The organism is Sphingomonas sp. IBVSS2, assembly GCF_002127225.1.
Lineage (GTDB): Bacteria > Pseudomonadota > Alphaproteobacteria > Sphingomonadales > Sphingomonadaceae > Sphingomonas.
The window spans coordinates 223,124-247,067 of record NZ_NFUR01000001.1 but is presented as its reverse complement, the minus strand read 5'-3'; the positions used below and the strand labels follow the sequence as shown (position 1 = coordinate 247,067).

The window sequence follows — 23,944 nt, the reverse complement described above, 5'->3', positions numbered from 1 at the left end:
TGCTCTGGGGGGGAAGATGGCGCCCGGGGATGTGAAACCCCCGGGCGCCTCGGTTCAGCGCGTGGCGGCCTTGTGCAGCAGCGCGTAGCCCACCAGCGTATTGCTGTTGTCGTAGAAGGGAACCGCGCCGGCGACCTCTTCGCCGACATCTGCCGGTACGATCGCCTCGGTCATCATCGCGCCGTCGTTGCGCAGTGCCGCGACCCGGACATTGGCGTCGTTGAGCACGACGAGCACTGGCTGGCCGGGGACGCTCGACGCGATCTGGCGTACCGCCACGCCGCCGTCCTGGGCTTTTACTTCCGCCAGTGTCGCCATCGGATCGGCCCCCATCAGCTTGATGCTGCTCAGCCTGCCTCCCTGGAGCACGAAATTGCCGCGCGCGGCATCGAGGAAGCCGGGCGGAACGGTGCCGGTCGCCGGCGTCACCGACAGCGTGCACGCGGTGACGGATGCGCCGCCAACGACGACTTCCCTGATCGCCTGCTCCGGCGCGACCGGCGCGCCGGTCGCGCCGATCTGCGTTCCGCCCAGATCGAGGAAGATATCGCACTGCTCGGTGGGCGTGCCGCTGCCGTTGTCGTCAGCACCGCCGATCTGGGCCTTGTAGTCGCATTCGCCCTTGTTGCCCGTCACGCGAAGCTGCGAATTCTTGGCATAGGTGCACCAAAGCGCCTGGACGGCCTGCCGCGCGCCCCACCAGATCCGACCATTCGGGTCGCGCCGGCGGGCATCGGCGGTCTTGGTGGTGATCACCTGACAATCGACGGCGACACCATAGGCCCGGCCCAGCGCCACGTCCGTCTGGCAATTGATCGCCTGTGCACGGACCATGATGCCTACATGGACTCCCGCCGGAAGCTGGACCGATACGCGGGTGGGCGGGTTGGTGGCGGGAACGGCCGGCACAGTGGGCGGCGCGCCATTATACTGGATCGCCTGCCAGCAATCCTCGGCGACCAGGTCGACCTTGATTGCGGGCTTCTTCGCCAGCAGCGGCACCGGATCCGCCGAGAAGCCGAAGCCGATGGCACAACCCTTGGCGAAGACGCGCGCCGTCAGGCTACCCATCTCGCGACCACTGCCCTCGCTTTGCACCGACAGCGCCGCGCCGCCGTCGAGATGTTCGTCGCCGGTATCTACGAACCGGACACGCGAAGGCAGGTCGTAGCACCAGATGTCGAGCAACGTGACGTTGTCATAGCCGCCGGTGACGCTGATGGCGTTGGCCCCGTCCACATCTCCCTCGGCGGTCAGCTCCGCGGTGATGGCCAGGTTACGAAAATGGATGTTCTTGAGACTATGCAGCTGGAACACGTCCCAGCCGAATTCCCCCGAACTGGTCTTGAACACCGATCGCGGGCCGTTGCCCCAGATCGTGATGTTCTTGCAGTCGAGCAGTTGCGCGGCGCCGGCTGCGCGCCAGGGAAAATGCGCCGCGCCGATGTCGTAGACGCCGCCCGGATGATACAGGTCGTGCCCGTTCTCCAGCGCGGATTCCCATGCCGCGGTGATCGCCGCCAGCAGGTCGCTCTTGCTCTGCAGCGGATCATCCGGCCGTGCCCCCCAATCCTCGAATGACTTGATCTCGCGCGCCTTGTCGCTGACCGTGCGCGATACCGCGCCGTCAAGTGCCTGCGCGAAGCCGACCATCGCTGCACCCTGGCTGGGGCCGGTCGCCGCCAGATCGGTGTCGGTTACATAACTCACCACGCGTCTCCTTGTTGAATCAATCCTCCGCACCGGTGCCGCCGCCCGATGCGGTCGCGATCAGTTGTTCTCGATTGGCCCGTGCGCCCCGGCGCCCCTCGCCGATGGCCATGGCCGGCCGTGCCGGCTACGGCTCACAGGCTCCGCATGGTCGCGGCGCCGCGGGATTCGCGAAACTCCAGGTTCCAGGAAGATCATGTCGCCCACCAATCTTCTCGTCCCGACCTTTGCCCAGATGCTGCGTGCTCTGTCCGCCTGGCTCGACAAGGCGCGAAAGCAGCTCCCCGAAGCGGAGGCCGAAGCGCTGCTGGCCGAGAGCATCGCGCCCGATATGTTCCCCCTGGCGACCCAGGTCCGCTTCGCCTGCGTGCAGGCAGTCGAAGCCGTTACCCGCCTTCGCGGCGTGCCGTTGCCGGAGTTGCGCGAAACGCTGGTGGCCGAGGGCCGAGGCGCGCGGTCGCACCCCGGCTCGATCGCCGATGCGATCGCCCGTATCGACGAGACTCTCGCCCTGCTGGCAGGGCTCGATGCGCAGGCGCTGGACGACGGCGCGGACGCCGCGATCGCGCTGGACGTCGCCGGCGGGCTGAATTTCGATATGACGGGCGCGCATTATGTGCGGGATTGGGCGCTGCCCCAATTCTATTTCCACCTCGTCACTGCCTACGCGATCCTGCGCGGCCGCGGCATCAAACTGGGCAAGCGCGACTATGTCTCGCACATGCTCGCCTATGTCCGGCCGGGAGCGGGCTCGGGGGGCTGACTATCGCATATGTGCCAGCGCCAGGGGGCCCGGGTCCGGGAGCGTTCGCCCGCACGTCGGGCCCTCTGGCGCCGCCGCGATCAGCTGTTTTCGATCAACCCGTGTGCGCGCAGGCGCGCCAGGAGCAGGTTGACGGTATCGACGATGGTGCCGGCGGTGGCATCCCCGACCGCGGCACCGCGCTCGCCCAGGACCTTGCGCCCGCGCACCCGATACTCGCCCCAGCTGTCGAAATAGCCGAATGCGGCATTGTCGGTCAGCGCGCCGTCGCCATCGGTGATGGTCAGCACATTCGGGATCACCCCGGAGACCCGGATCGCATTGTGCCGCGCATTGACGGTGAAGCTGTCCCCGCTCCCGATCGCACGGCAGTCCGTGATCTCGATGCCGGCGCCGCCGCCGCCGGGCAGGCTCACGTCATATTTGCCGGCGCCCATCGTCCCGCTCCAGCGCCCGCAATCCCGGATCCGGCCGGCGCAGACGGTGCCCGCCACGTTCCGGTCGATATCGTAGAAGTCGTTGACGATCGCGCCGATGCCGGCGTCCCAGTTCTGGCAATTGTCGATGACGAAATTGGCGCCGCGGATGCGAATGCCGCCGCCCAGGCACACCTCGAAGGTAAGGTCCTCGAACTTGTTCGAGAATTGCGGCCCCAGGCTCGTCGATTCGAGATTGAAGAAATGCCTGGTGCCGCAATTCTGGATCCGGCACCCGCGCCAGACATTGTCGTTGATCAGGCCCGCCACGGCAACGAGATCGAAGGCGTGAACCATGCTGTCGGTGACGTGCTGCAACAGGCAATTCTCGAATCGGTTGTCGACATATTCGTGCGCGGCGTTGCTCCAAACCGGGTTGGCGGGATCATCCTGGAACAGGTGAACCCGTTCGAACCTCGATTGCGCGACCAGGCCGTTCTGGACGATGGTGGCACCGCCCGCGACCGACCAGAACCGGATGTCGCTGACGTGGATATGCTCGCCCGTCAGGTTCAGCACCGGCCCGCCGATATTCTTCCAGCAACTGTTCTCGGCGCCCTGACCGGATAGCCGGATGCCATCCGCGATGAAGAGGCCGCTGCCGCGCACGCCGAACGTGCCGGCAGGGACGAGCAATGCCCGATGGGAGGCGATCGCCGCATCGATGGCGGCCTGGATCTCGCCGGTATAGTCGACGGAGCCATCGGCCATATATCCCACAGGCAGGAAGTCGGCCATCGAGAGCGTGTCGCGAAGTCGATCCTCGACGGTCCGTGTGACAGCGCCCGTGCCTTCCTGCGTCCAGCCGATCAGGGATGCGCCATTGCTCGCGATCAATTCTTCTTTGGTTACGTTCGCCAAGCCCGTTCTCCTGTGGCTCCCCGAAGGAGCGTTGCCAAAAATATCGAGACATGCGGTCAGCGGGTGCTCCGCCGTTTCATTCCGCCCCCGCCAGCGCCGCCTTCACCGCGCGTGCCACCTGGCGGCTCGATTGCGCCAGCGCGCGGGGCGCGGTGTCGGCACGCGCATTCACCGTGATCGCCACGCGCACCTCGCGCGGGCCGGCAGTGCCCGGTGTGGCGGCGACGCTGCCTGCGCTCGCGGGCACGAACAGCTCGGGGCCGCGCTCGCCCACGAGGTAGGGGCGGCCCGGGCTCACCGGCCCGCCGGTCGCGCGGCCCGGCGCGCCGAACAGCGACAGCGCCAGGCTGGCCAGTGCGGACAGCCCGCCATTGCCGCCGCCGCCCAGCGAGGCGATGCCATCGCGCAGCGCCGATCGCGCGATTTCGTCCATCACGCCCAGCGCCACGCGCTTCAGGTCCTCGAACCCGAAGGTGCCGGTGCGCACCGCGCGCAGCAGCGCGTTCTCGATCGCCCGGCCGGCGCGGTCCGCGCCTGCGCCCAGCGGCCCTTCCAGCCCTTGGCGCATCTCCTCCACGTCGCGGGCAAAGGCGCGCGTGTCGGCGCGCACGCTGACGATCAGCCGTTCGATCTCTTCCTCATCCATCGGGAAATCGCTCCTTGAGCCTGGCGAGGGTGCCCGCGTCGGGCGGCAGGTCCGCTTCGCCGCGGATCGCGTCGAGCAACGCGCCCAGCTCGGCCGGCGTCGCCGCCCAGAAGGCGTCGGGCGGCCAGCCGAACATCGCGCCGGCCGCCCCGGCCAGCCGCCGGGCATTCTCGGCGAACCGCATCACCGGCCTGCCAGTATCTGTCCGATCAGCATGCGCAGCGCCGGGGCCAGCGCCTTGAGGCCGGCGGCGGCCAGCGCCTCGCCGAACGCCGCCCGGTCCATCGCCGGCGGATCCTTCAGGCAATGCCAGAACAGCCCGGCGATCTCGGCGATGCCGAGCTTGCCCGATGCCGCGCGCTCGACGAACTCGAACAGCGGCCCGAGCTCGCCTTCCGCGGCCACCAGTGCCTGGAAGCTGGGCCGGAGCACATGGGGGATGCCGTCCAGCACCAGCGCCACCTCGCCGCGTGCCGGGTTCGCCGCGCCGCTCATGCCGACACCACCGGGCCGGAGCTTTCCAGGCTCAGCGTGTAGCTGCGCTCGCCGTTGAAGTCGCCGGCATAGTCGAGCCGCGTGACCAGGAAGCGGCCGGTCATGGTCTCGCCGCTTTCGAAGCTGAGCCGATAGTCGTCGAGCATGCCGGAAAGCGCATTGGCCTTCACGCGTGCCTCCGCCGTCGATCCGGTGAACACGCCCGCGCCCGATACGCTCACCGAGCGCACCCCGGCGCCGGAGAGCAGTTCGCGCCAGCCGCCGGAATCCTTGCTGGTGACCGCCACCATCTCGCCGTTCACGCTCAGCTGGGTGGTGCGCAGCCCGGCCACGGTCGCATAGACCGCCGGCGTCGCGCCGTTCCCCACCTTGAGCAGGAACGCGCTGCCTCTTTCCGCCGCCATAATGCTTCCTTTCAATATTCGCTGCGGAGCATCCGCACGCGGAATTCGCTAGTCGCCGTCCAGCGCGCGTCGCCGTCGCGGGCGATGCGGCTGCGCAGCAGCGTCAGGCTGGCGATCGCCCAGCCTTCCCCCAGCACCCGGGGCATCGCCTCGATCGCCGTCTCGGCCGCTCCGGCGAGCGCGCGCAGGCGGGCCGGTCGCTCACCGGTGTCGAACAGCGCGACGGCGAACCGGCCCTCGCGCCCGGCCATGTCCTTGGTACTCCAGTCGACGAGCCATGCCTCCTCGACCAGGGCATAGGGCCGGGCGGCGCGCACCGGCGGCGCGTCGAACACGCGCGTCACCGCCAGCCCGGACAGCGCCTCGACCAGCGCGGCCTGCAGCACTTCCTGCACGCTCATCGTACCAGCCCTCCGATCCAGCGTAGCCGCGCGCGCAGGCCCCGGCCCTCGATCGCGATGCCATCTTCGCGAACCTCGACCTGCGCGTCGGGTGCCGCCGCGCGCACCGCCGCTGCCACGCGGCCGATCGCGCGCCTCACCGCGCCGCTCATGCCGCCGCCAGCCGCATGCGCCGCCACGGCCGCCACAGCGCGGTCACTGCGGCCGGCGGCGCCGGCTCGCCCCCGCGATGGTCGAACAGGTACCCGGTCAGCAGCACCACGCCCGTGGCGATGGGCGGCGGCAGGTCGCCCCAGCCTGCCGCCGCCCCGGCGCGATAGGCGATGCGCACCCGCACCGCCGTGCGCACCCGGCCCACACCCCGGGCGTCGATGTCGATCGCCGCGTCGAGCCCGGCCTCGATCGCCGTCACCGGCACCGCGCCCAGGACCTGCCAGTGCCGGGCCGGCGCCAGCGTCTCGACAAAGTCGCGCGCGACCAGCACGGTGCCGGTGAAGCGCTCGGCCAGCGCCAGCGCCGTCGCGGCCAGCCCGTCGATCAGCGCATCCTCGCTCGCCCCGGCGATCCGCAGATGCACCTTGGCGGCCTCGCGCGCGGCCGCGATCGCCGCCGCGGGAAAGGGCGGAAAATCCATGTCGCCTCCCATCGCTATGGAGAAACGGGCGCCGCCCTCCCCGCGCGGCGCCCGTCGGAAAGGATCAGGCCGCCGAGAATCGCAGCAGCTTGATCGCCTCCGAATTGCTCACCATCCCGCCCACGCGCTTGGTCGCGTAGAAATGGACGAACGGCTTGTTGCTGTAGGGATCGCGCAGCACCTGCGTCTCCCCGCGCTCGACGATCAGATAGCCGGCCCGGAAATTGCCGAAGGCGATCGCCAGGCTGTTCGCCGCGATGTCGGGCATGTCCTCGGCCTCGACCACCGGATAGCCCAGCAGCGTCGCCGGCTGCCCCGCCGTCAGCCCCGGCTGCCAGAGCAGGGCGCCGTCGCTCGTCCGGAACTTTCGCACCCGGGCCAGCGTCGCCGAGTTCATCACCCAGCTCGCTCCCTGGCGATAGGGCGGGCGCAGCGCCTGGACCAGGTCGATCAGCTTCTCCTCGGGATTGGCCGCGAACGCCCCCGCCGCGCCACTGACGATATATTGCAGCGTGCCGAACGCGCGCGTCGCATCGCCGGCCGCCGCATTGGGCGCCGCCAGGAAGCCGCGCGGCTTGTTGACGCCGTTGCCGCCGACGAACGCCGCACCCTCCGCCGCCGCGAACTCGCGCGCGATCTCGTCGCCCAGCCAGGCCTCGACGTCGAACGCGGCATCGTCGAGCATCGCCTGGCTCGCCGCCGGATTGGCGTAGAGATCGCCCATCGGCGGCGCGACTTCGTTGAACACCGGCGTATCGGTCTCGTCGCGGGCCGCGGTCTCCGCCGCCCAGCCGCTCTCGAAGCCGCCGCTCGCCACCAGCTTGCGATAGCCGCTCGACCCCACCTGCACCACGCTGGCGATCGCGCGGATCGGCGACACGCTCTTCAGCGTCGCGTCGATCCGGGCATCGAGCTCGTCGGGCACGGCATGGCCGCCCGCGCCGTCGCTCGCGCCGCTCATCGCCTTGGCCTCGATCCCGCCGCCCGCGCGCAGGAACTGCTCGAACGCCGCGCCCGTCGCCGGCCGGGCGCCTGCGAGCATCGGCCGTTCGGGCGGCAGCCCCGCCTTCTCCATCGCCTCGAAGCTTGCCTCGAGCGCGTCCGCCTTCACTTCGATCATCCTCGTCTCCCGTCCATGCCAAGGGACCCGGACGGGAGCGTCCCGCCGGGCAGAAATCCGGTCCTTCGAAAATAGGTCAGTCCAGCGCGTGCACCCGCGCCAGCGGCTGCATCGGGCTGGCGACCAGGCTCACTTCGATCAGGTCGAGCGCAGTGATCTCGCGCGGTGTGCCGCGGCCCGCCTGCTTCACCCGATAGCCGAAGGAGAGCCCCGTCACCGCGCCGCGCCGAAGCCGCTCGGCCAGCTCCGGCGCCTCGACCCGCCCGATCACGCGCAGGCCCCGCCCGTCCTCGCCGATCGCCTCGATTTCGCCTACCGGCGCGCCCTGGTGCTGCCAGAGCAGCGGCACCCGCCGCGCCCCGGCAAAGGCGCCCCGGCGGACGACGTCGCCGCCACGATCCACCGCGTCGAACACCGCGGCATAGCCGGCGAAGCGCACGCTCACCTGAGCCAGCCCGGAAAGCCGAGCTTCACCGCCAGCCCCACCAGCACCAGCGCCGCCACCATCCGCCCGGCCCATTGAAAGGCCGCCTTGAATGCCGATCGCTTGGCGTCGCGCCATGCGCCCAGCAATTCGCGCAGCTCGCTCATGTCCTTGGCGGCGCCCGCATCCTCGAGCCCCAGCCGCGCCAGCGCCCGCTGGGCACCCAGCGTTCCCGCTTCCTCGGCGATCGCGCGCAGCGTCACCAGCTCGGCGCCTTCGCTCTCGGCCTGGCCGATCAGCTGCGCCAGCATCTCCTCGCTCATCTCTCGTTCCTTTCCGTGCCGGCTCGTTCACCATCGGCGGACCCATCAGGGGCGCACGCCCACCATCTCGCGTTTCTCGTCGTCGGAGAGGAAGCCGGCCGCGCTCACCTGCGCCCAGAGCCGCTCGCGATCCTCGGCCAGGGCGGTCACCTGATCCAGGTCCACCGCCAGCGCCGCTTCCGGAAACCAGCCCGCCAGCCCCTCGGCGATCCCGCGCAATATCTTGCCGGCCAGCGGCAGGATGGCGAGCCGCCACAGCGCGCGATTGGCCTCGCGGTAATTCGCATAGGCGGCGTCGCCCGGCAGCCCGAGCAGCATCGGCGGCACGCCAAAGGCCAGCGCGATGTCGCGCGCCGCCGCTGCCTTCAGCCCCACGAAATCCATATCGGCCGGGGTCAGGCTCAATGCCTGCCATTTCAGCCCGCCTTCGAGCAGCATCGGCCGGCCGGCATTGGCCGCGCCGGCGAATCCGGCCTCCATCTCGCGCTTCAGCCGCTCGAACTGGTCTGGTGCCAGCGCGCTGCCGTCGCCCGGATCATGGACGAGCGCGCCCGATGGCCGTGCCGCATTGTCGAGCAGCGCCTTGTTCCAGCGCGCCGCGGCATTGTGGATCGCCACCGCGCCCGCCGCCGCGCCCAGGCAGCCCAGGCCATAGTGATCGTCGACCGGCGAGAAGCTGCGCAGATGGATCACCGCCGGGCGCCCGGCCGCATCCTCCGCCGCCAGCCGCGCGACATTCTCGCCCACCCGGTAGCGATAGGCGACCGGCCAGCCGCGTGCGTCGGGCTCTACCGTCACCCGCTCGGGGCGCAGCGCATAGAGTTCGCGCGGCGCGCCGCCTTCGTCGGCCAGCAGCTGTACATAGCCGTTGCCGTGCAGCAGCAGGTGCGCCGCCAGCGTCTCGATCAGCGGCTGGCCGCCGGAGCGCGCCATAACCAGCGCGAGCAGCGCGGGGTCGCTGGCGGACAGCACCGCGCTGCCCGCGCCTTCGGCGACCAGCTTCACGGCGCGCTGCGCCACCGGATTGTGGCAATAGGCTTCGCGCACCTGCGCTTCGTAGCTGCGCGGCCATTCGCCGATCGCGCCCATCTGCGTTCCCGCGCGCGACAATGCCGGCCGCGCGCCTTCGCGCGCGGACTTCCGCCCGAACCATTTCATGCATCGTCTCCTGAAACCCGGATGGCCCGCCCGCGGCGCATATTCTCCCCGGTGGATGTCGGGGCATGGTTGCGACTTCGCCCGCAAGGCTCACCTGTCGCGCCGTCCGCCGCGACGCCGAGCCGGCGGAGACGGGGAAGCCCTTGCGGGGTGACAATGGAGGGGTGGGTGATGGTGGAGAATGACGAGACCGCAACCCGGGCCTCACCCGCAGCGATCGCTCGCAGCCAGCTCCGCCGGGGTCAACCGGCCATCCCGGTCGCAATCGCGCGTCCAATAGGCCGCGGCCAGTCCGGCGCGCAGCGCATCCTGCTCCGCGCCCTGGCCACGCACCGCCGCCGCGACCATCATGGCCAGCTCCGTGCGGTCGAGCCCGCCGTCCTTGTCCGCATCGAAGCGCGCCACCAGCGCGGCGCTCCCCGCACCGCGCAGCGCGGCGCCGGCCGGCATGCAGCCGCACAGCGCCAGCATCCCGGCAAGCGCGATCGCCTGCCGGGCCCAATTCGGTCCCGTCATCTCGGTTCTCCCGTTGTTCGTCTTCGGTGAAAGGCGTGGGCCTCAATGCGGCCGGTAGACGCTTTGCGGGGCTATCCCTGCCGCCGCCTGGCATATGCTGCCGGTGCCCGCCAGCGTGTCGAGCGTCGGTCAGCCTGTTTCACAATGCCTCTCCCGACATGAAAAGGGCCGGAAGGCGTTGCCGCCCCGGCCCGACTCGCAATTCTTCAGCGTGCGTTACTTGTGCCACATCAGCGTGACGATGTCAAGTAAAAAGTGCCTATATGGTTCGTTGCGGGGTATGCGAAGCGGCCGGCGAGGGCGGCTGGCGCCGGCCGGATCGAATGCCTGTGCTCCGGGGTCGGTGTCCTAGAAGGGCAGCCAGCGCTTCTTCTCGCTGAACTTCATGTAGCCGGCGTTCACGCCCAGCCGCCAGCCCACGCCCAGGCGGACGGGGATGAGCACCACGTCGCCGCGCCGCAGATAGGATGCCGAGAGGCCGCCGACGAAATAGGCGCGGCCTTCGCCCTGCGGGAAGCGCTTGTACAGCTCCTGGCTGTCGTAGAGGTTGTAGACGAGGACGAACACCTTGTTGGCGTCGCCGCCCAGGTCGAAGCCGATCGACGGGCCGGTCCAATAGACTTTCCGCTGGCCTTCGACCTTGTGGAACATCATGCCGGATCCGTAGCGCAGGCCCACGCCCACCGCGCCCGCGGCTTCGCTGCCGGCGATATAGGCGTTGGGCTGGCCCTGGTCCTTGAGGATGTCCTCGATCAGCTTGCCCAGGCCCGATGCGCCCTTGCCGAACACGCCCTCGGCGGCGCCGACCAGCTCGTCGCGCTGATAGGTGGTGGCCTGCTGGCGGGCGCTGCCGCCGGGATTGTACGGGGCCTGGCCTGCAGGCCCCGGGGCCTGCTGGTCGGCCGGATAGGGATCGCCCTGCGCGGGTGGCGCGTCCTGGCGCTGCTGCGCGGGGGCGGCATAGGGGTCCTGCGCGGGCGGCGGGGTGTGCAGGTCCGAATCGATCGCGGTGTTGGGGTCGATCGTGGTCATCTGCTGCTGCGCCTCGGCGGGCAGGGCGCCCATCGCGAGCGCGGCCGTCGCCGCCGTCAACACCAGATCACGAACGCGCATGGTCGAATTACCCCAGCCCAGCAGATGCCCGATCTATAGAGAGCGCGGCTGTCCCGGCAATGAACGAGCGGCGGATTGAGTCGATTTCACGTCAAGCTGGGCGTTGATTGCCCGGAAACCCCTCGCTATAGCGCTCGCCTTCGAGCCGTTATCCGGAGACGTGGGTGAGTGGCTGAAACCAACGCTTTGCTAAAGCGTCATACGGGAAACCGTATCGAGGGTTCGAATCCCTCCGTCTCCGCCACTCCTTCAAGATCTTGATTTCCCTGGGTTTCTTTGGGGCGCCCTGCGCATGCGGCTGCGTCGGCGGGCCGGGTGTCGGCAGCTGTTCCTGCGATTCGCGCGGCTCTTGGCAGTGGGATGCAAAGGGCCTAGGGATTCGAACCATGCCCAGCTGGCAGACGAAACCTTCCGTCTTCGCCGTCGCCTAGGAAATTCGATGCGAGGCGCTTCCTCCACGCCCACCGAGAAAAAACCCCGTTCGCGCAAGCCCCGGCCCCGCTCCCTGCGCCTGCACGGCACCGTCGCCCGGACGCTCGGCGTCCGCATCGTCTCGGGCGAGATCGCGCCGGGCGAGATCCTCGACGGCGAGATTGCGGCGAGCGAGCAGTTCAAGGTTTCCCGCACCGCCTATCGCGAGGCGATCCGCATCCTGGCGGCCAAGGGCCTTGTCCATTCCCGGCCCAAGATCGGCACCCAGGTGAGTCCGCGCCGCGAATGGCATCTGCTCGATCCCGACGTGCTCAGCTGGATCTTCGCCGGAGCGCCCGACGATGCGCTGATCGAGAGCCTGTTCGAGCTGCGCCGCATCGTCGAGCCCGACGCCGCCCGCCTCGCCGCGCTCCGCCGCACGCCGGAGCAGCTCGCCCGCATGCAGGAAGGGCTCGCGGGCGTCGATCGCCACGGCTTCGATTCCGAAGAGGGGCGGTGCTGCGATGAGGCGTTCCACTCGGCGCTGCTCGAAGCTTCGGGCAATGATTTCATCATGTCGCTCACCAGCGGCGTCGCCGCGGCGATCGAGCTGACCACGGCATTCAAGCAGCAGCACCTGCCCGCCCCGCACGACGCGCTGCCGGTCCATCTCGCGGTGCTCGAGGCGATCGAAGCGCAGGATGCCGAGCGCGCGCACGATGCAATGGCGCGGCTGGTCGAGCGCGGCTTCCAGGACACGATGGAAGCGCGCAAGCCCGTGAACAGCGCCGGCGATCGCCGCGTCGCCCGCTGAGTGCCGTGCCGATCGTTCTGCCCCGCAACTTCGCAGGTGCGCCCGATTGCATTTCGTCATGGGGCTGCCTAAGTCCCGCACGGGCAATGTTACCGCTAACGTACATCGGAAAGACAGGAGAGCAGGCATGGCGCTGACCGGCGAATTGTTCATTGCATCGAAGCGGGTGCGGCGCGACGGGCCGGGTTTCCAGGCGGTCGCCGCTTCGACCGGCGCGCCGCTGGAGCCGAGCTTCAGCATGGCGACGCGAGACGATGTCGAGGCCGCCGCCGCCGCCGCCGAAGCCGCCTTTCCCGCCTATGCCAACCTGCCGCGCGAAAAGCGTGCCGCGTTCCTCGAGGCGATCGCCGACGAGATCGACGCGTTGGGCGAGACGCTCACCGAGCGCGCGATGCAGGAAAGCGGCTTGCCGCACGCGCGCCTCACCGGCGAGCGCGGCCGCACCTCGGGCCAGCTGCGCCTGTTCGCCCGGGAACTGCGCCTTGGCGAATATCTGCGCGCGCGCATCGATCACGCGATCCCCGATCGCCAGCCCGCCCCCAAGCCGGACCTGCGCCTGCGCATGATCCCGCTCGGTCCGGTCGTCGTCTTCGGGGCCTCCAACTTCCCGCTCGCCTTTTCGGTCGCCGGCGGTGACACCGCTTCGGCGCTTGCCGCGGGCTGCCCGGTGATCGTGAAGGGGCATTCCGCGCACCCCGGCACGTCGGAGCTGGTTGCCGGCGCGATTGCCCGGGCCGTGGAGAAGACCGGCATGCCCGCGGGCGTGTTCTCGCTGATCAACGGCGCCGGCAACGAAGTCGGCTCGGCGCTGGTCTCCGATCCGCGCGTGAAGGCGGTCGGCTTTACCGGCTCGCGTGGCGGCGGCACGGCCCTGATGAAGCTCGCCGCGAGCCGCCCGGTGCCGATCCCGGTCTATGCCGAGATGAGCAGCATCAACCCGGTGTTCCTGTTGCCGCATGCCCTGGAAGCGCGGGCCGAGGCGCTGGGCAAGGCGTATATCGCCAGCCTGACCATGGGTGCCGGCCAGTTCTGCACCAATCCCGGCCTCGTCCTCGCACTCGAGAGCCCGGCGCTCGACCGCTTCGTGGCGGCGGCGACCGAAGCCGTATCCGGCGTGGCGGCGCAGACCATGCTGACCCCCGGCATCCTAAAGGCCTATGAGAACGGCGTCGCCCGCTGGACCTCGGCACCGGGGCTGACTCGGGTCGCCCAGGGCCAGGAAGGCTCGGCCAGCTGCGGCCGCGCCGCGCTGTTCACGATGACCGGCGCGGACTTCATCGCCGATCCCAGCCATGCCGAGGAAGTGTTCGGCGCCGCCTCGCTGCTCGTGCGCTGCGCCAGCCTGGACGAGCTGCTGGCGGTGGTCTCGCTGCTCGAAGGCCAGCTCACCGCGACGCTGCACCTCGACGACGCCGATACCGAGACCGCGGCCCGGCTGCTGCCGATCCTCGAGCGGCTGGCCGGCCGCATCCTCGCCAATGGCTGGCCCACCGGCGTGGAAGTCACCGATGCGCAGGTCCATGGCGGCCCGTTCCCGTCGACGGCGGACGGCCGCAGCACTTCGGTCGGCACGCTGGCGATCGATCGCTTCCTGCGCCCGGTCGCCTATCAGGATCTGCCGGCGGCGCTGCTTCCCGTCGAACTGCGCGACGGCGATGCGGGGCTGCCGCGCCGCGTCGACGGCAAGCCGACGCTATAACCTTCCGATCCCCTTCCCGTCGGGAGGGGAGCAGGCCGGGATGTCGTTCATCCCATCCGTCGGTCGTTCGGCCCGGCCCGCGTGCCGGGCCGCCGCGAAATGCCCCAGGCTGGAGGCCTCCTTGCAACCGGAGGTCTCCATGCGCTGCCTGATCCTCGCCGCCGCCCTGACATTTGCCGCTCTGCCCGCCCAAGCCCAGGAGAAGGACGAAGCCGGCGCGCGCGCCGCGGTGGATCATTATCTCGCCGGCCATGCTACCGGCAGCGCGGCCGAATTCGCCGCGGCCTTCCACCCCAAGGCGATGCTCTACTGGAACCGCGACGGCGGCTTCGCCGAGCGGACGCTTGCCGATTTCATCGCGGCCGCGGCGACCGGGAAGCCGGCCGCGGACGAGGCGCAGCGCAGGCGCTGGATCGAGAGCCTGGACGTCACCGGCAATGCCGGCATGGCCAAGGTGGTGCTCGATTATCCGAGCGTGCGCTTCGTCGACTATCTCTCGCTTGTGAAGGCCGATGGCGCGTGGCGGATCGTCAACAAGATCTTCCAGGCCGAGCGCAAAGGGCAGTAGTGCGCCCCTTTCCAGCAGGAAGTCAGGCGCCGAAAGCCTCGTCCCGCGTGTTCGCCGTGCGAAACCGGAAGGCGATATCGTGGCGGTACAATGCGCCCGGATCGAGCCGGGCCGAAGGGAAATCCGGCCGGTTCGGGCTGTCCGGAAACTTCTGCGGCTCCAGGCACAGCCCGGCGCGTGCCGCATAGGCTTGCCCGCTCGTCCCGGGCGCGCCGCCGGCCAGGTGGTTGCCCGAATAGAATTGCAGCCCCGGCTCGCCCGAATGGAGATCGAGTACGCGGCCGGAGCCCGGATCGAACAGAGTCGCCACGCGGCGGAGCGCTCCGCTCGCGGCGTCGATCACGAAATTATGGTCATAGCCCTGGCCATGCCGGAGCTGTTCGTCGTCCGCATCGATCCCGGTGCCGATCCGCCTGGGCATGCGGAAATCGAAGGGCGTGCCGGCCACATCGGCCAGCATGCCGGTCGGGATCAGCCCGGCGTCGATTGGCGTGGTCCGGCTTGCGGGAATGCGCAGCAGATGGTCGAGGATCGTCGCCCCGCTCGCCCCGCTCGCCTCGCCGGCGAGGTTGAAATAGGCATGATGCGTGAGGTTCACCACCGTCGGCGCATCGGTGAACGCGGTGAGGCGGAGCCCCAGCCCGTCCGCTTCGATCGCATAATGCGCCTCGACCGTCAGCCTGCCGGGGAAGCCGTTATGCCCGGCGGGGCTGACATGGCGGAAGCTGGCCGAGGCCTCCGATCGCGCCACCACTTCCCAGAATTGCTGGTCGAGCCCTAGCGGCCCCGCATGGAGGCTGTTCGCGCCGTCATTCGCCGCGATGCGATGCTCGGCCCCGTCGAGCGTGAAACGCGCCCCGGCGATCCGGTTGGCATAGCGGCCGGTCACGGCGCCGTGGAAGCGCGGCGGCCCGCGATAGTCTTCGAGGTCCGCGAAGCCGAGCACCACATTCGCCGGCGTGCCGTGCCGATCCGGCACTTCGAGCCGGCGGAGCGCCGCGCCGAGCGTGATCAGCTCGGCGCGATAGGGGCCGCGGGCGATCGCGACGGTCTCGATCGGATCGCCCGCCACGGTCTTCACTTGGCGCCAGGGCAGATCGAGTTGGCGGGATCCGACACGATCCGTGCATCGGACAGGCTGAGCGCCAGCGGCCCCGAGGCGCCGATCACCACCGGCGCCGAAACGGCATTCATGTCGGTTCCGTTCGCTTGATAGCATTTGAGCAGGATCTTCACCGTGCGCCATTTGCCGGTCTCGCCGGTGAACAGGCTGGTCGCGTCGACGCCCTTGCCCTCGCCCATGGCAAGCGTCACCGGGCCGGCGGCCGCGCGATCGAGGCGATAGGTGAGGGCGAGCGAGAGATCGCCATTCGCTTCACGCGCCAGGCTGATCGGCTTGCCGCCGATGCGCAACGTCGCCGGACCCTCGGGCCAGGACAGCTGCTGTGCGCCTTCCTGGGTCTGCGGTCCGTCGATCGGTGCGCGGGTCACCTTCGAATCGGCGGCGAACGCGAAGGGGGCCGGTGTCACGCCCTTGGTGAAATAGACGCTGGTGTTGCGCGCCGAGGCATCGAAGCCGGCGACTTCGCTCAGCGCCTCCACCTTGCCGGGCCTGGCATAGCTGAGGCCATAGCCGAGCGCGAACAGCGGGTCGTAACCGGGCTGGCCCCGATTGAGCGTGAACTGGCCGGCATTCCTTGGCCAGCTGAACGAGAGCGTGCCGTGGAAGTCCCTGCGCGGCTTGCCCGCCCTGTCGCCGATGATCACATCCGCCACGCCCCCGCCTTCGCTGCCCGGCAGCCAGGCCGCGACGAACGCATCGGAGGCGTTGATCTCGGGATTCACCCAGAGCGGGCGGCCCGAGAGGAACACCGAGACGGTGGGCACGCCGGCCGCCTTGAGCTTTCGGAGCAGCGCCAGCGCCTGCTTGTCGCCCGGCTGGAACTCGAGGGTGGGGATGTCGCCGCGCATCTCGGCATAGGGCTGCTCGCCGAATACCACGATCGCCACGTCGGGCCTGGCCGAGAAGCTGCCGTCGGGCGAGAGCGTCGCGGTGCCGCCCCCGGCCTTCACTGCCTCGGCGATGCCCGAGAAGATCGTCTGGCCGTTGGGGAACATCGAATTGTCGTTGCCGTCGCCTTGCCAGCTCAGCGTCCAGCCGCCCGTCTGCTGCGCCATCGAATCGGCCCCCGGCCCGGCGACCAGTATGTTCGCCGAGGCCTTTACCGGCAGCACGCCCTGGTTCTTCAGCAGCACCAGCGACTTGGCCACCGCCTCGCGCGCGATCGCGCGGTGCTCGGCGCTGCCCAGCACGCCGGCCTTGCCTTCGATCGGGCGGGCGGGGTCGAACAGGCCGAGCTTCGCTTTCACGCGCAGGATGCGGCGCACGGCGTCGTCGATGCGGGCCATCGGAATGGTGCCGTCCCGGGCGTGGCGCACGGTGCTCTCGAACAGGCCCTTCCAGCTGTCCGGCGCCATCGCCATGTCGAGCCCGGCATTGAAGGTGGCGGCGCAATCCGTCCTGGGGCAGCCCGGCACCTGGCCATGGCCGTTCCAGTCGCCGACGACGAAGCCCTGAAAGCCCATGCGGTCCTTCAGCACATCGGTGAGCAGCGACTTGCTGCCGTGCATCTTGGCGCCGTTCCAGCTCGAATAGCTGGCCATCACGGTGAGCGCGCCGGCCTGGATCGCGGGAACATAGCCCTGGGCGTGGATCGCGATCAGCGCGTCCTCGGAGACGCGGGTATCGCCCTGGTCGACGCCTTCGAACGTGCCGCCGTCGCCCAGGAAATGCTTGGCCGACGCGGCGACATAGCCCTGCTGGATCCGGCCCTTGGTGCCGGGCTCGCCCTGCAGTCCGCGGATCATCTCGCCGGCATAGGAACGGACCACCGCGGGATCCTCCGAATAGCCTTCATAGCTGCGGCCCCAGCGATCGTCCTGCGGCACGGCGAGGGTGGGGCCGAACGCCCAGTCGGGCCCGGTCGCGGCGGTTTCCCGTGCCGTCGCCCTGCCGATCCGGCGGATCAGCGCGGGATCGTGCATCGCGCCCAGGCCGATATTGTGCGGGAAGATCGTCGCCCCGATCACATTGTTGTTGCCGTGCACCGCGTCGATCCCGAAGATCAGGGGGATCGGCTGGTGCTTGCCGCGCGGCTCCATCGCCACCTTGCGAAAGGCCTGGGCGGTCGCGACCCAGGGGGCGGCAGGCGAGCGGTCCGGCGCGCCCAGCGGCGGCGAGCTTCCGCCCGCCAGGATCGAGCCCAGCGGATATTGGCGCAGCTCCTCGGGCTTCATCGCGCCGATGTCCGCCTGGATCATCTGGCCCACCTTCTCCTCCAGCGTCATCTGCGCCATCAGCGCGGTGACGAACTTCTCGGTCGCGGGATCGACCAAGCCCTGCGAGCCGGCGGCCGGCCATTTGCCGGGATGCGCGGTGCTTGCCTCTGACAGCGCTGTCGGCGCATGCTGCGCAAAAGCCGGCGATGCGGCCCAGATCATGGTGGTCGACAGCAGAAGCTTCAGGCCTGGCCGCATTTCTCTCTCCTCGTTCTTATATTCTGGTAGCGATAACAGAAGTTCATCGGGCGAGTCCACGCTCGAGCCATCTCGCCGCTTCGTCGGGGCTTGCCTTGTCGGTGTCGCGATCGACCATGTAGTTGGCCTGGCGCATCCGCTCGACCGGGATCGCGCCGACGAGCGGCTTGAGTGCCGCCTGGAAGCGCAAGTCGTCGGCACGGCCGGGGGCGAGCAGCAGGATCGCGTCATAGCCGGGGATCGCGCCCTTGGGATCGGCCAGCACGACGAGCCGGTCCGCCGCGATCCTGCCGTCGGAGGAGAAAGCGGGGATCACGTCCGCGGTGCCGGAGGCGAGCGCGCGATACATGAAGGTCGGCTGATAGGGATGGGCGGACTTGAAGCTCAGGCCATATGCCTTCCGCACCGCCGCCCATTCGGGGCGTTCGAGGAACTCGACATCGGTGGCGAGGTTGAGGCTGCCCGCGACCGGCGCCAGGTCGGCGATGCTGGCGATGCCGCGGTGCCTGGCGTCGTCGCCCCGCATCGCGAAGGCATAGGCGTTCTCGAACCCCAGCGAGCCCAGCAGCGTCACCTTGTGCCGCGCGCGCGCCCAGTCCGCGACGCCGCGCACGATGGCATCGCGCGGCGGCACGTCGCTGCGCCGCATCTGGTTGGTCCAGATCGTGCCCGAATAATCGACATAGACGTCGACATCGCCGCTCGCGAGCGCGCTGAACGCGACCGCGGAACCGAGCCCCTCGCGATAGCGGACCTTGTATCCCGCCGCTTCCAGCCGGTGCCCGATCAGCCGGGCGAGGATATATTGCTCGGAAAAGCCCTTGGCGCCGATGGTGATGGTGCCGCGTGCCGCCGGCAGCGCGGGGACGAGCGCCAGCGCGACGACGACCAGCAACGTGCCGAGGCTGCCCCAGGTCAGCCCCCGCTTCCGCTTCGCGATGCCATGCTCGGCCAGCCCCAGCAGCCCGTCCACCGCCAGCGCGAGCGCCGCGGCGGCGATGCAGCCGGTCAGCACCAGCGACCAGTTCTGCGTCTGCAGGCCGGCGAAGATCAGGTCGCCCAGGCTCGGTTGGCCCACCGTGGTCGACAGCGTCGCGGCACCGATCGTCCACACCGCGGCGGTGCGGATACCGGCCATCAGCACCGGCAATATCAGCGGCGCCTCGACCAGCCGGAGCTTCTGCGCCGCCGTCATTCCCACGCCGTCGGCCGCCTCGATCACCGCGGGATCGATGTTCGCCAGCCCGGTCACGCCGTTCCGCAGGATCGGCAGCAGCGCGTACAGCGACAGCGCAAGCAACGAGGGCAGGAAGCCCAGCGCGGGAATGCCGCCGCCGACCAGCGCCGAAAGCGAGAGCAGGATCGGATAGAAGAGCGCGAGCAGGGCGAGGCTCGGAATGGTCTGGACGAGGCTGGCGAAGCCCAATGCGATGCGCCCGACCAGCCGGTTGCGCGCCGAGAACACCGCCAGCGGCAGCGCGATCGCCAGCCCGAGCAGCAGCGCGGCCAGCGCCAGCAGCAGATGCTGCGCGAGCAGGTCGGGCACGCGAGCCAGCGCGTTCATTTCTCCAGCTCCGCCAGCCGGTGGGCCTGTTCGCGCGGCACGGCGACCAGCGCATCCGCCACCGGGCCGCCTTTGCCGGCGAGCAGTTCGCGCGGCGTGGCATCGGCGACGATCCGGCCCTTCTCCATCACCAGCACGCGATCGGCGAGCAGCAGCGCCTCCGCCATGTCGTGGGTGACGAGGATGGTGGTGAGCCCCATCCGGTCGTGCAGCGCGCGGATCGCGCCGCCCAGCCCGTCGCGCGTGACGGGATCGAGCGCGCCGAAGGGCTCGTCCATCAGCAGGATGCCCGGGCCCGTCGCCAGCGCCCGCGCCACGCCCACGCGCTGGCGCTGCCCGCCCGAAAGCGCATCCGGCATGCGCCCGGCCATCTCGGGCGGCAGTTCGACCAGCTCCAGCAGCGTGGCGACCCGCGCGGCCACGTCCTTCTCGCCCGCCAGCCGCAGCCCGATCGCGATATTCTCGCCCACGCGCATGTGCGGGAACAGGCCGACATTCTGGAACACATAGCCGATCCGCCGCCGCAGCGCCGGCGCGGGACCGGCATCCACCGGCGCGTCGCCCACCAGCACCGCCCCTTCGCTTGGCACGATAAGCCGGTTGACCATCTTGAGCAGCGTCGACTTGCCCGATCCCGAAGCGCCGACCAGCGCCACGAAGCTGCCTGCGGCCACTTCCAGCGACACGCCGTCCACGGCTCTCACGCCCCCCGGCCAGACCTTGCTGACATTTTTGAAGGTAACGGAGCGGCTTTGCTCTGGCATCGCGGCGCTTTGTGCGGGATGAAATGGCAAAGGTCAAAGAGGAGAGGCGAGGCAATGGCCAAGGCGGCATTCATCACGGGCGGCGCATCGGGCATCGGTTTCGCCGTCGCGAAGAGTCTGGCGGCGGACGGCTGGCTGGTCGGTCTGGCCGATGTCAACGCGGCGGGGCTGGAAGCGGCGAGGGCCGCGATCCCGGGTGCCGAAACCTATGCGATGGACGTGCGCGACCGCGATGCATGGCAGGCCGCGCTCGCCGATTTCGCGGGCAAGAGCGGCGGCCGGCTCGACTTCCTGTTCAACAATGCCGGGATCGCGGTGGGCGGCCAGCTCGAGACCATGTCCGACGCGGACATCGACCGCGGCCTTTCGATCAACATCAACGGCGTCGTCCATGGCGCGCGCGCCGCGCACGGCCTGCTCAAGGCGACGCCGGGGTCGGCGATGATCGTCACCAGCTCGGCGGCCGGCATCTCGGGCAATGCGGGCATGTCGATCTACAGCGCCGGCAAGTTCGCGATGCGCGGCTTCGCCGAGGCGCTCAATGCCGAATGGGGGCAGGAGGGCATCTATGTCGGCTCGCTGATGCCGAGCTTCATCGAGACGCCGCTGCTCAACCACGTGACCCAGGATTCCAACCGCAACGTGCGCGAATCGGTGCGCGCCGCCGGGCTGGAGATCACCCCGGTCGACGAAGTGGTGAAGACCGTCCGCCACATGCTGGATGCGCGCAAGGCAGTGCACACGCGCGTCGGCAAGACCGCGCACCGCCTCTGGTTCATGGCGCGCTGGATGCCCGGCACCCTGCGCAAGCTCCAGCGGCGGGCGTTCAAGTGAGCGGGCGGGAGGGCGCGGCCTCCCGGCGCCCGATCTTCCATCGCGACCGGATGGAATATTGGGCGTTCGTCGGGCAGATCGTGAGTGCGCTCGCGGTGGTGCTCTCGCTCGTCTTCGTCGGGATCCAGCTCTACGAGAGCAACCGCGTGGCGGCGCGCAGCGAGGCGAACGACACCCAGGCGCAATGGGCGTCCTTCCGCGCCTCGATCTACGGTTCGCGCGACATCGCCGAGATGTTCCGGGCGGGGATGGACGGCAGCCGGCCGCTCGATCCCGCCGACCAGCTGCGCTTCGACTATCTCATGCGCGAGCATGGCTGGGCGACCTATCAGGTCTGGCAGCGCGTCCAGGAAGGGCTGATGCCCCGCGCGCATTACGAGCAGGGCCAGGGCCTGGATTTCGTGCGGGTGATCTGCACGCCCGGCGGCGCCGCCGTCTGGGCCCGGATCAAGGCCGAGCTGCCCAGGCCCTATGCCGCCGACACGGACCGGCTGGCGGCGGACCATGCGCGCGCCAGCAAGCTGCGCTGCGGATCCTAGGCCGGGCGGGAAAGGTCACGAAGGTCGTGCACGCGCAACCCCGTTTCTCCCGGCGGTCGAAGAGCGGCCGGACGGGGCCCGGCCAGCCGAGCCAAGCAGGCGAAATCCTACATTGCAAGCAGGGCGTGCCGGCGCATCCGGCCGGCGATCCTAGAGCAGCGCGTCGATCGCCTGCGCCATCTGGATGTCGCGGATGGAGAGGCCGCCGGCGTCGTGCGTGGTCAACAGGATGTCGACCTTGTTCCACACGTTCGACCATTCGGGATGATGGTCCGCCTTCTCGGCGAGCAGCGCCACGCGGGCCATGAAGCCGAAGGCCTGGTTGAAGTCCTTGAACGCGAAATGCCGGGTGATCGCGTCACGCGCCGGATCCCATTGCCAGTCGGGCAGCGCCGCGAGCGATTCCTCGCGAAGTCCATCCGTCAGACGCGCCACCATCATTGCCTCCCTTGCCGTAGCTCCATTGTCCGGCCTATTCCCCCCGGCATGACCGGGCAAGCCCCAGACGCAGCAGCGATCGAGCGCCTCGCCCGCGCCGCCCTCGCCCGCATTCCCGAACCGTTCCAGGCGCATCTCGCCGACATCGTGCTGGTGGTCGAGGATTTCGCCGATGACGAGACGCTCGACGCCATGGGCATCGAGGATCCGTTCGACCTGACCGGCCTGTATCGCGGCCGGCCGGTGGGCGAGAAATCGGCCTGGGACGGGGTGACGATGCCCGACGAGATCCATCTCTATCGTCGCGCGCTGCTCGACGAATGGGTGCACACCGGCGTGACGCTCGAGGCGCTGATCACGCATGTCGTGGTGCACGAAGTCGGCCATCATTTCGGGCTTTCCGACGACGACATGCACGCGCTGGAAGACTCGGCCGAGTGAGCGCCCTCGCCCTTCGCGGCGTCGCGTGCCTGCGCGGTGGCAGGCTGTTGTTCGAGGGGCTCGACCTCGCGCTCGCGGCGGGCGAGGCGGCGCTGGTCACCGGACCGAACGGCGCCGGCAAGTCGAGCCTGATCCGCATCGCCGCCGGGCTGCTGGCGCCCGCGGCCGGCAGCGTCGAATGCGAAGGCGCGCGCGCCCTGATGGCCGAGGTGCCGGCGCTCGACCCCGAATTGCCGCTCGGCGCTGCGCTGCGCTTCTGGGCCGGGATCGACGGCGGGCGCGAGGCCGTGCCCGAGGCGCTCGCCGCACTCGGCCTGGCGGAGCTGGCGCCCGTGCCGGTCCGCTTCCTCTCCACCGGCCAGCGCCGTCGCGCCGCGCTCGCCCGGGTGGTGGCGAGCGGCGCGCCGGTCTGGTTGCTCGACGAGCCCGCCAATGGCCTCGACACCGGCTCGGTCGCTCTGCTCGAAGGGCTGATCGCACGGCATCGTGCCGCCGGAGGCATCGTACTGGTGGCCACGCATCTGCCCATTGCGCTTCCGCGGGCCCGGGTGGTGGCGCTGTGAACGCCTATGCCGCGATCGTCCTGCGCGAGCTGCGGCGGGCCTGGAGCATGGGCGGACTGGCGCTGCCGGTCGTCTTCTTCCTGCTCGTCGCGATCCTTTTCCCTTTCGCGGTCGGCCCCGATGCGAAGCTGCTCGGGCGGATCGCGCCGGGGGTCATCTGGGCGGCAGCGCTGCTCGCGGCGCTGCTGCCGGTCGAGCGGCTGGTGGCGCCGGACCTGGAGAGCGGCATGCTCGACCAGCTGGCGGTGCGCGGGCTGCCCGATGCCGGTGTCGCCGCCGCCAAGGTGGCGGGCCATTGGCTGGGTTTCGCGCCCGCCCTGCTCGCCGCCACGGTGATCGCTTCGGGCCTGCTCCAGCTTCCAGGCGACGCGCTGGCGTCGCTGCTGCTCGCGCTGCTGATCGGCACCCCGGGGCTGGCGGCGCTGGGCGTCGCCACCGCCGCGCTGGTGGCGGGCCTGCGCGGGGCGAGCGCGCTGGCCGGGCTGGTGATGCTGCCCTTCGCCGTGCCGCTGCTGATCTTCGGTGCCACCGCCGGGCAGCCGGGCGCGCTCAAGCTGCTCGGCGCGGTGAGCCTGTTGCTGGTGGCGGGCTGCCCGTTCGTGGCGGGCGCGGCGGTGCGGATGGGAAGGAGCTGACGGCGCGATTCGGGCCTGGCGCAGGCGCGGGAAAGAGTCGCACGAGATCCCGGCTTTCGCCGAGATGACGGCTATTGGCTAGGCTTCCGGTGG

At 69.9% G+C, this 23,944-nt stretch carries 29 protein-coding genes and 1 tRNA gene; 10 read left to right on the top strand and 20 right to left on the bottom strand.

Features of this window, described 5'->3' with window-relative positions:
- Positions 1 to 54 precede the first annotated feature (54 nt).
- Complete coding sequence (locus CAP40_RS01085) at positions 55 to 1,710, bottom strand: hypothetical protein (protein WP_144034185.1); 1,656 nt, start codon at positions 1,708 to 1,710, stop codon at positions 55 to 57.
- A gap of 196 nt (positions 1,711 to 1,906) precedes the next feature.
- Between CAP40_RS01085 and CAP40_RS01080 the strand changes: the two genes are divergently transcribed.
- Entirely contained in the window at positions 1,907 to 2,473 is a 567-nt protein-coding gene (locus CAP40_RS01080; RefSeq protein WP_086127514.1) for a DUF1993 family protein, read from the top strand.
- Between the two features lie 80 nt (positions 2,474 to 2,553).
- Here the strand turns inward: CAP40_RS01080 and CAP40_RS01075 are convergent, their stop codons facing one another.
- From CAP40_RS01075 to CAP40_RS01015, 14 genes are all read right to left on the bottom strand, one after another.
- Positions 2,554 to 3,810 carry a hypothetical protein gene (locus tag CAP40_RS01075; RefSeq protein ID WP_144034184.1) on the bottom strand — a complete coding sequence of 419 codons (1,257 nt, stop codon included), beginning with the start codon at positions 3,808 to 3,810 and terminating at the stop codon, positions 2,554 to 2,556.
- Between the two features lie 76 nt (positions 3,811 to 3,886).
- On the bottom strand, positions 3,887 to 4,456 hold the full coding sequence (locus CAP40_RS01070; RefSeq protein WP_086127512.1) for a tail tape measure protein: 570 nt from the start codon (positions 4,454 to 4,456) through the stop codon (positions 3,887 to 3,889).
- Positions 4,449 to 4,640 carry a phage tail assembly chaperone gene (locus tag CAP40_RS01065; RefSeq protein ID WP_179187841.1) on the bottom strand — a complete coding sequence of 64 codons (192 nt, stop codon included), beginning with the start codon at positions 4,638 to 4,640 and terminating at the stop codon, positions 4,449 to 4,451. Before CAP40_RS01065 ends, CAP40_RS01070 begins: the two co-directional genes overlap by 8 nt.
- On the bottom strand, positions 4,640 to 4,951 hold the full coding sequence (locus CAP40_RS01060) for a GTA-gp10 family protein (RefSeq protein WP_086127510.1): 312 nt from the start codon (positions 4,949 to 4,951) through the stop codon (positions 4,640 to 4,642). The genes CAP40_RS01065 and CAP40_RS01060 overlap by 1 nt, the downstream gene beginning before the upstream one ends.
- Complete coding sequence (locus CAP40_RS01055; protein WP_086127509.1) at positions 4,948 to 5,355, bottom strand: phage major tail protein, TP901-1 family; 408 nt, start codon at positions 5,353 to 5,355, stop codon at positions 4,948 to 4,950. The genes CAP40_RS01060 and CAP40_RS01055 overlap by 4 nt, the downstream gene beginning before the upstream one ends.
- 11 nt (positions 5,356 to 5,366) lie before the next feature.
- The gene (locus tag CAP40_RS01050) at positions 5,367 to 5,756 is read right to left on the bottom strand and encodes a DUF3168 domain-containing protein (RefSeq protein WP_086127508.1); all 390 of its coding nucleotides are present in this window, start codon (positions 5,754 to 5,756) and stop codon (positions 5,367 to 5,369) included.
- Positions 5,753 to 5,896, bottom strand: coding sequence for a hypothetical protein (locus CAP40_RS20320; RefSeq protein WP_179187839.1), 144 nt, complete (start codon positions 5,894 to 5,896; stop codon positions 5,753 to 5,755). Before CAP40_RS20320 ends, CAP40_RS01050 begins: the two co-directional genes overlap by 4 nt.
- Positions 5,897 to 5,904: 8 nt before the next feature.
- Entirely contained in the window at positions 5,905 to 6,390 is a 486-nt protein-coding gene (locus CAP40_RS01045; RefSeq protein WP_086127507.1) for a hypothetical protein, read from the bottom strand.
- Between the two features lie 64 nt (positions 6,391 to 6,454).
- The gene (locus CAP40_RS01040; RefSeq protein WP_086127506.1) at positions 6,455 to 7,510 is read right to left on the bottom strand and encodes a phage major capsid protein; all 1,056 of its coding nucleotides are present in this window, start codon (positions 7,508 to 7,510) and stop codon (positions 6,455 to 6,457) included.
- A 76-nt stretch (positions 7,511 to 7,586) separates the two neighbouring features.
- Positions 7,587 to 7,955, bottom strand: a complete 369-nt coding sequence (locus CAP40_RS01035) for an HK97 family phage prohead protease (protein WP_086127505.1) — start codon at positions 7,953 to 7,955, stop codon at positions 7,587 to 7,589.
- Positions 7,952 to 8,257: a DUF6127 family protein gene (locus tag CAP40_RS01030; RefSeq protein ID WP_086127504.1), complete on the bottom strand. Its 306-nt coding sequence runs from the start codon at positions 8,255 to 8,257 to the stop codon at positions 7,952 to 7,954. The genes CAP40_RS01035 and CAP40_RS01030 overlap by 4 nt, the downstream gene beginning before the upstream one ends.
- Positions 8,258 to 8,302: 45 nt before the next feature.
- Complete coding sequence (locus CAP40_RS01025; protein WP_086127503.1) at positions 8,303 to 9,415, bottom strand: phage portal protein; 1,113 nt, start codon at positions 9,413 to 9,415, stop codon at positions 8,303 to 8,305.
- Positions 9,416 to 9,619: 204 nt separating this feature from the next.
- The gene (locus CAP40_RS01020) at positions 9,620 to 9,931 is read right to left on the bottom strand and encodes a hypothetical protein (protein WP_086127502.1); all 312 of its coding nucleotides are present in this window, start codon (positions 9,929 to 9,931) and stop codon (positions 9,620 to 9,622) included.
- A 348-nt stretch (positions 9,932 to 10,279) separates the two neighbouring features.
- Positions 10,280 to 11,044, bottom strand: coding sequence for a DUF1134 domain-containing protein (locus CAP40_RS01015; RefSeq protein ID WP_086127501.1), 765 nt, complete (start codon positions 11,042 to 11,044; stop codon positions 10,280 to 10,282).
- 154 nt (positions 11,045 to 11,198) lie between these two features.
- Here CAP40_RS01015 and CAP40_RS01010 point away from each other — a divergent pair.
- From CAP40_RS01010 to CAP40_RS00995, 4 genes are all read left to right on the top strand, one after another.
- A tRNA-Ser gene (locus tag CAP40_RS01010) sits at positions 11,199 to 11,288 on the top strand.
- A gap of 195 nt (positions 11,289 to 11,483) precedes the next feature.
- Positions 11,484 to 12,269: a FadR/GntR family transcriptional regulator gene (locus CAP40_RS01005; protein WP_086127500.1), complete on the top strand. Its 786-nt coding sequence runs from the start codon at positions 11,484 to 11,486 to the stop codon at positions 12,267 to 12,269.
- A 127-nt stretch (positions 12,270 to 12,396) separates the two neighbouring features.
- The gene (locus tag CAP40_RS01000) at positions 12,397 to 13,968 is read left to right on the top strand and encodes an aldehyde dehydrogenase (NADP(+)) (RefSeq protein ID WP_086127499.1); all 1,572 of its coding nucleotides are present in this window, start codon (positions 12,397 to 12,399) and stop codon (positions 13,966 to 13,968) included.
- A gap of 139 nt (positions 13,969 to 14,107) precedes the next feature.
- Positions 14,108 to 14,536, top strand: coding sequence for a nuclear transport factor 2 family protein (locus CAP40_RS00995; protein WP_086127498.1), 429 nt, complete (start codon positions 14,108 to 14,110; stop codon positions 14,534 to 14,536).
- 22 nt (positions 14,537 to 14,558) lie between these two features.
- Here CAP40_RS00995 and CAP40_RS00990 read toward each other — a convergent pair whose 3' ends face one another.
- Genes CAP40_RS00990 through CAP40_RS00975 form a run of 4 tightly spaced genes read right to left on the bottom strand, consistent with a single transcriptional unit; the run spans position 14,559 to position 20,401 of the window.
- Positions 14,559 to 15,617, bottom strand: coding sequence for an aldose epimerase family protein (locus CAP40_RS00990; RefSeq protein ID WP_256923958.1), 1,059 nt, complete (start codon positions 15,615 to 15,617; stop codon positions 14,559 to 14,561).
- A complete protein-coding gene (locus tag CAP40_RS00985; RefSeq protein ID WP_086127497.1) occupies positions 15,614 to 18,073 on the bottom strand; it encodes a glycoside hydrolase family 3 protein in 2,460 nt (819 codons plus the stop codon). Before CAP40_RS00985 ends, CAP40_RS00990 begins: the two co-directional genes overlap by 4 nt.
- A 43-nt stretch (positions 18,074 to 18,116) precedes the next feature.
- Entirely contained in the window at positions 18,117 to 19,637 is a 1,521-nt protein-coding gene (locus CAP40_RS00980; protein ID WP_086127496.1) for an ABC transporter permease/substrate-binding protein, read from the bottom strand.
- On the bottom strand, positions 19,634 to 20,401 hold the full coding sequence (locus CAP40_RS00975; RefSeq protein WP_086127495.1) for an ATP-binding cassette domain-containing protein: 768 nt from the start codon (positions 20,399 to 20,401) through the stop codon (positions 19,634 to 19,636). The genes CAP40_RS00980 and CAP40_RS00975 overlap by 4 nt, the downstream gene beginning before the upstream one ends.
- A 54-nt stretch (positions 20,402 to 20,455) precedes the next feature.
- Here CAP40_RS00975 and CAP40_RS00970 point away from each other — a divergent pair, with 54 nt between their 5' ends.
- A complete protein-coding gene (locus CAP40_RS00970) occupies positions 20,456 to 21,235 on the top strand; it encodes an SDR family oxidoreductase (protein WP_086127494.1) in 780 nt (259 codons plus the stop codon).
- Complete coding sequence (locus CAP40_RS00965) at positions 21,232 to 21,774, top strand: hypothetical protein (RefSeq protein ID WP_144034183.1); 543 nt, start codon at positions 21,232 to 21,234, stop codon at positions 21,772 to 21,774. Before CAP40_RS00970 ends, CAP40_RS00965 begins: the two co-directional genes overlap by 4 nt.
- Before the next feature lie 150 nt (positions 21,775 to 21,924).
- Here the strand turns inward: CAP40_RS00965 and CAP40_RS00960 are convergent, their stop codons facing one another.
- Entirely contained in the window at positions 21,925 to 22,215 is a 291-nt protein-coding gene (locus CAP40_RS00960) for a 4a-hydroxytetrahydrobiopterin dehydratase (protein WP_086127492.1), read from the bottom strand.
- Positions 22,216 to 22,260: 45 nt separating this feature from the next.
- Between CAP40_RS00960 and CAP40_RS00955 the strand changes: the two genes are divergently transcribed.
- Genes CAP40_RS00955 through CAP40_RS00945 form a run of 3 tightly spaced genes read left to right on the top strand, consistent with a single transcriptional unit; the run spans position 22,261 to position 23,851 of the window.
- Positions 22,261 to 22,653, top strand: coding sequence for a metallopeptidase family protein (locus tag CAP40_RS00955; protein WP_086127491.1), 393 nt, complete (start codon positions 22,261 to 22,263; stop codon positions 22,651 to 22,653).
- Entirely contained in the window at positions 22,650 to 23,216 is a 567-nt protein-coding gene (gene ccmA, locus CAP40_RS00950; protein WP_086127490.1) for a heme ABC exporter ATP-binding protein CcmA, read from the top strand. The genes CAP40_RS00955 and ccmA overlap by 4 nt, the downstream gene beginning before the upstream one ends.
- A complete protein-coding gene (locus CAP40_RS00945; protein ID WP_086127489.1) occupies positions 23,213 to 23,851 on the top strand; it encodes a heme exporter protein CcmB in 639 nt (212 codons plus the stop codon). The genes ccmA and CAP40_RS00945 overlap by 4 nt, the downstream gene beginning before the upstream one ends.
- Positions 23,852 to 23,944 lie beyond the last annotated feature (93 nt).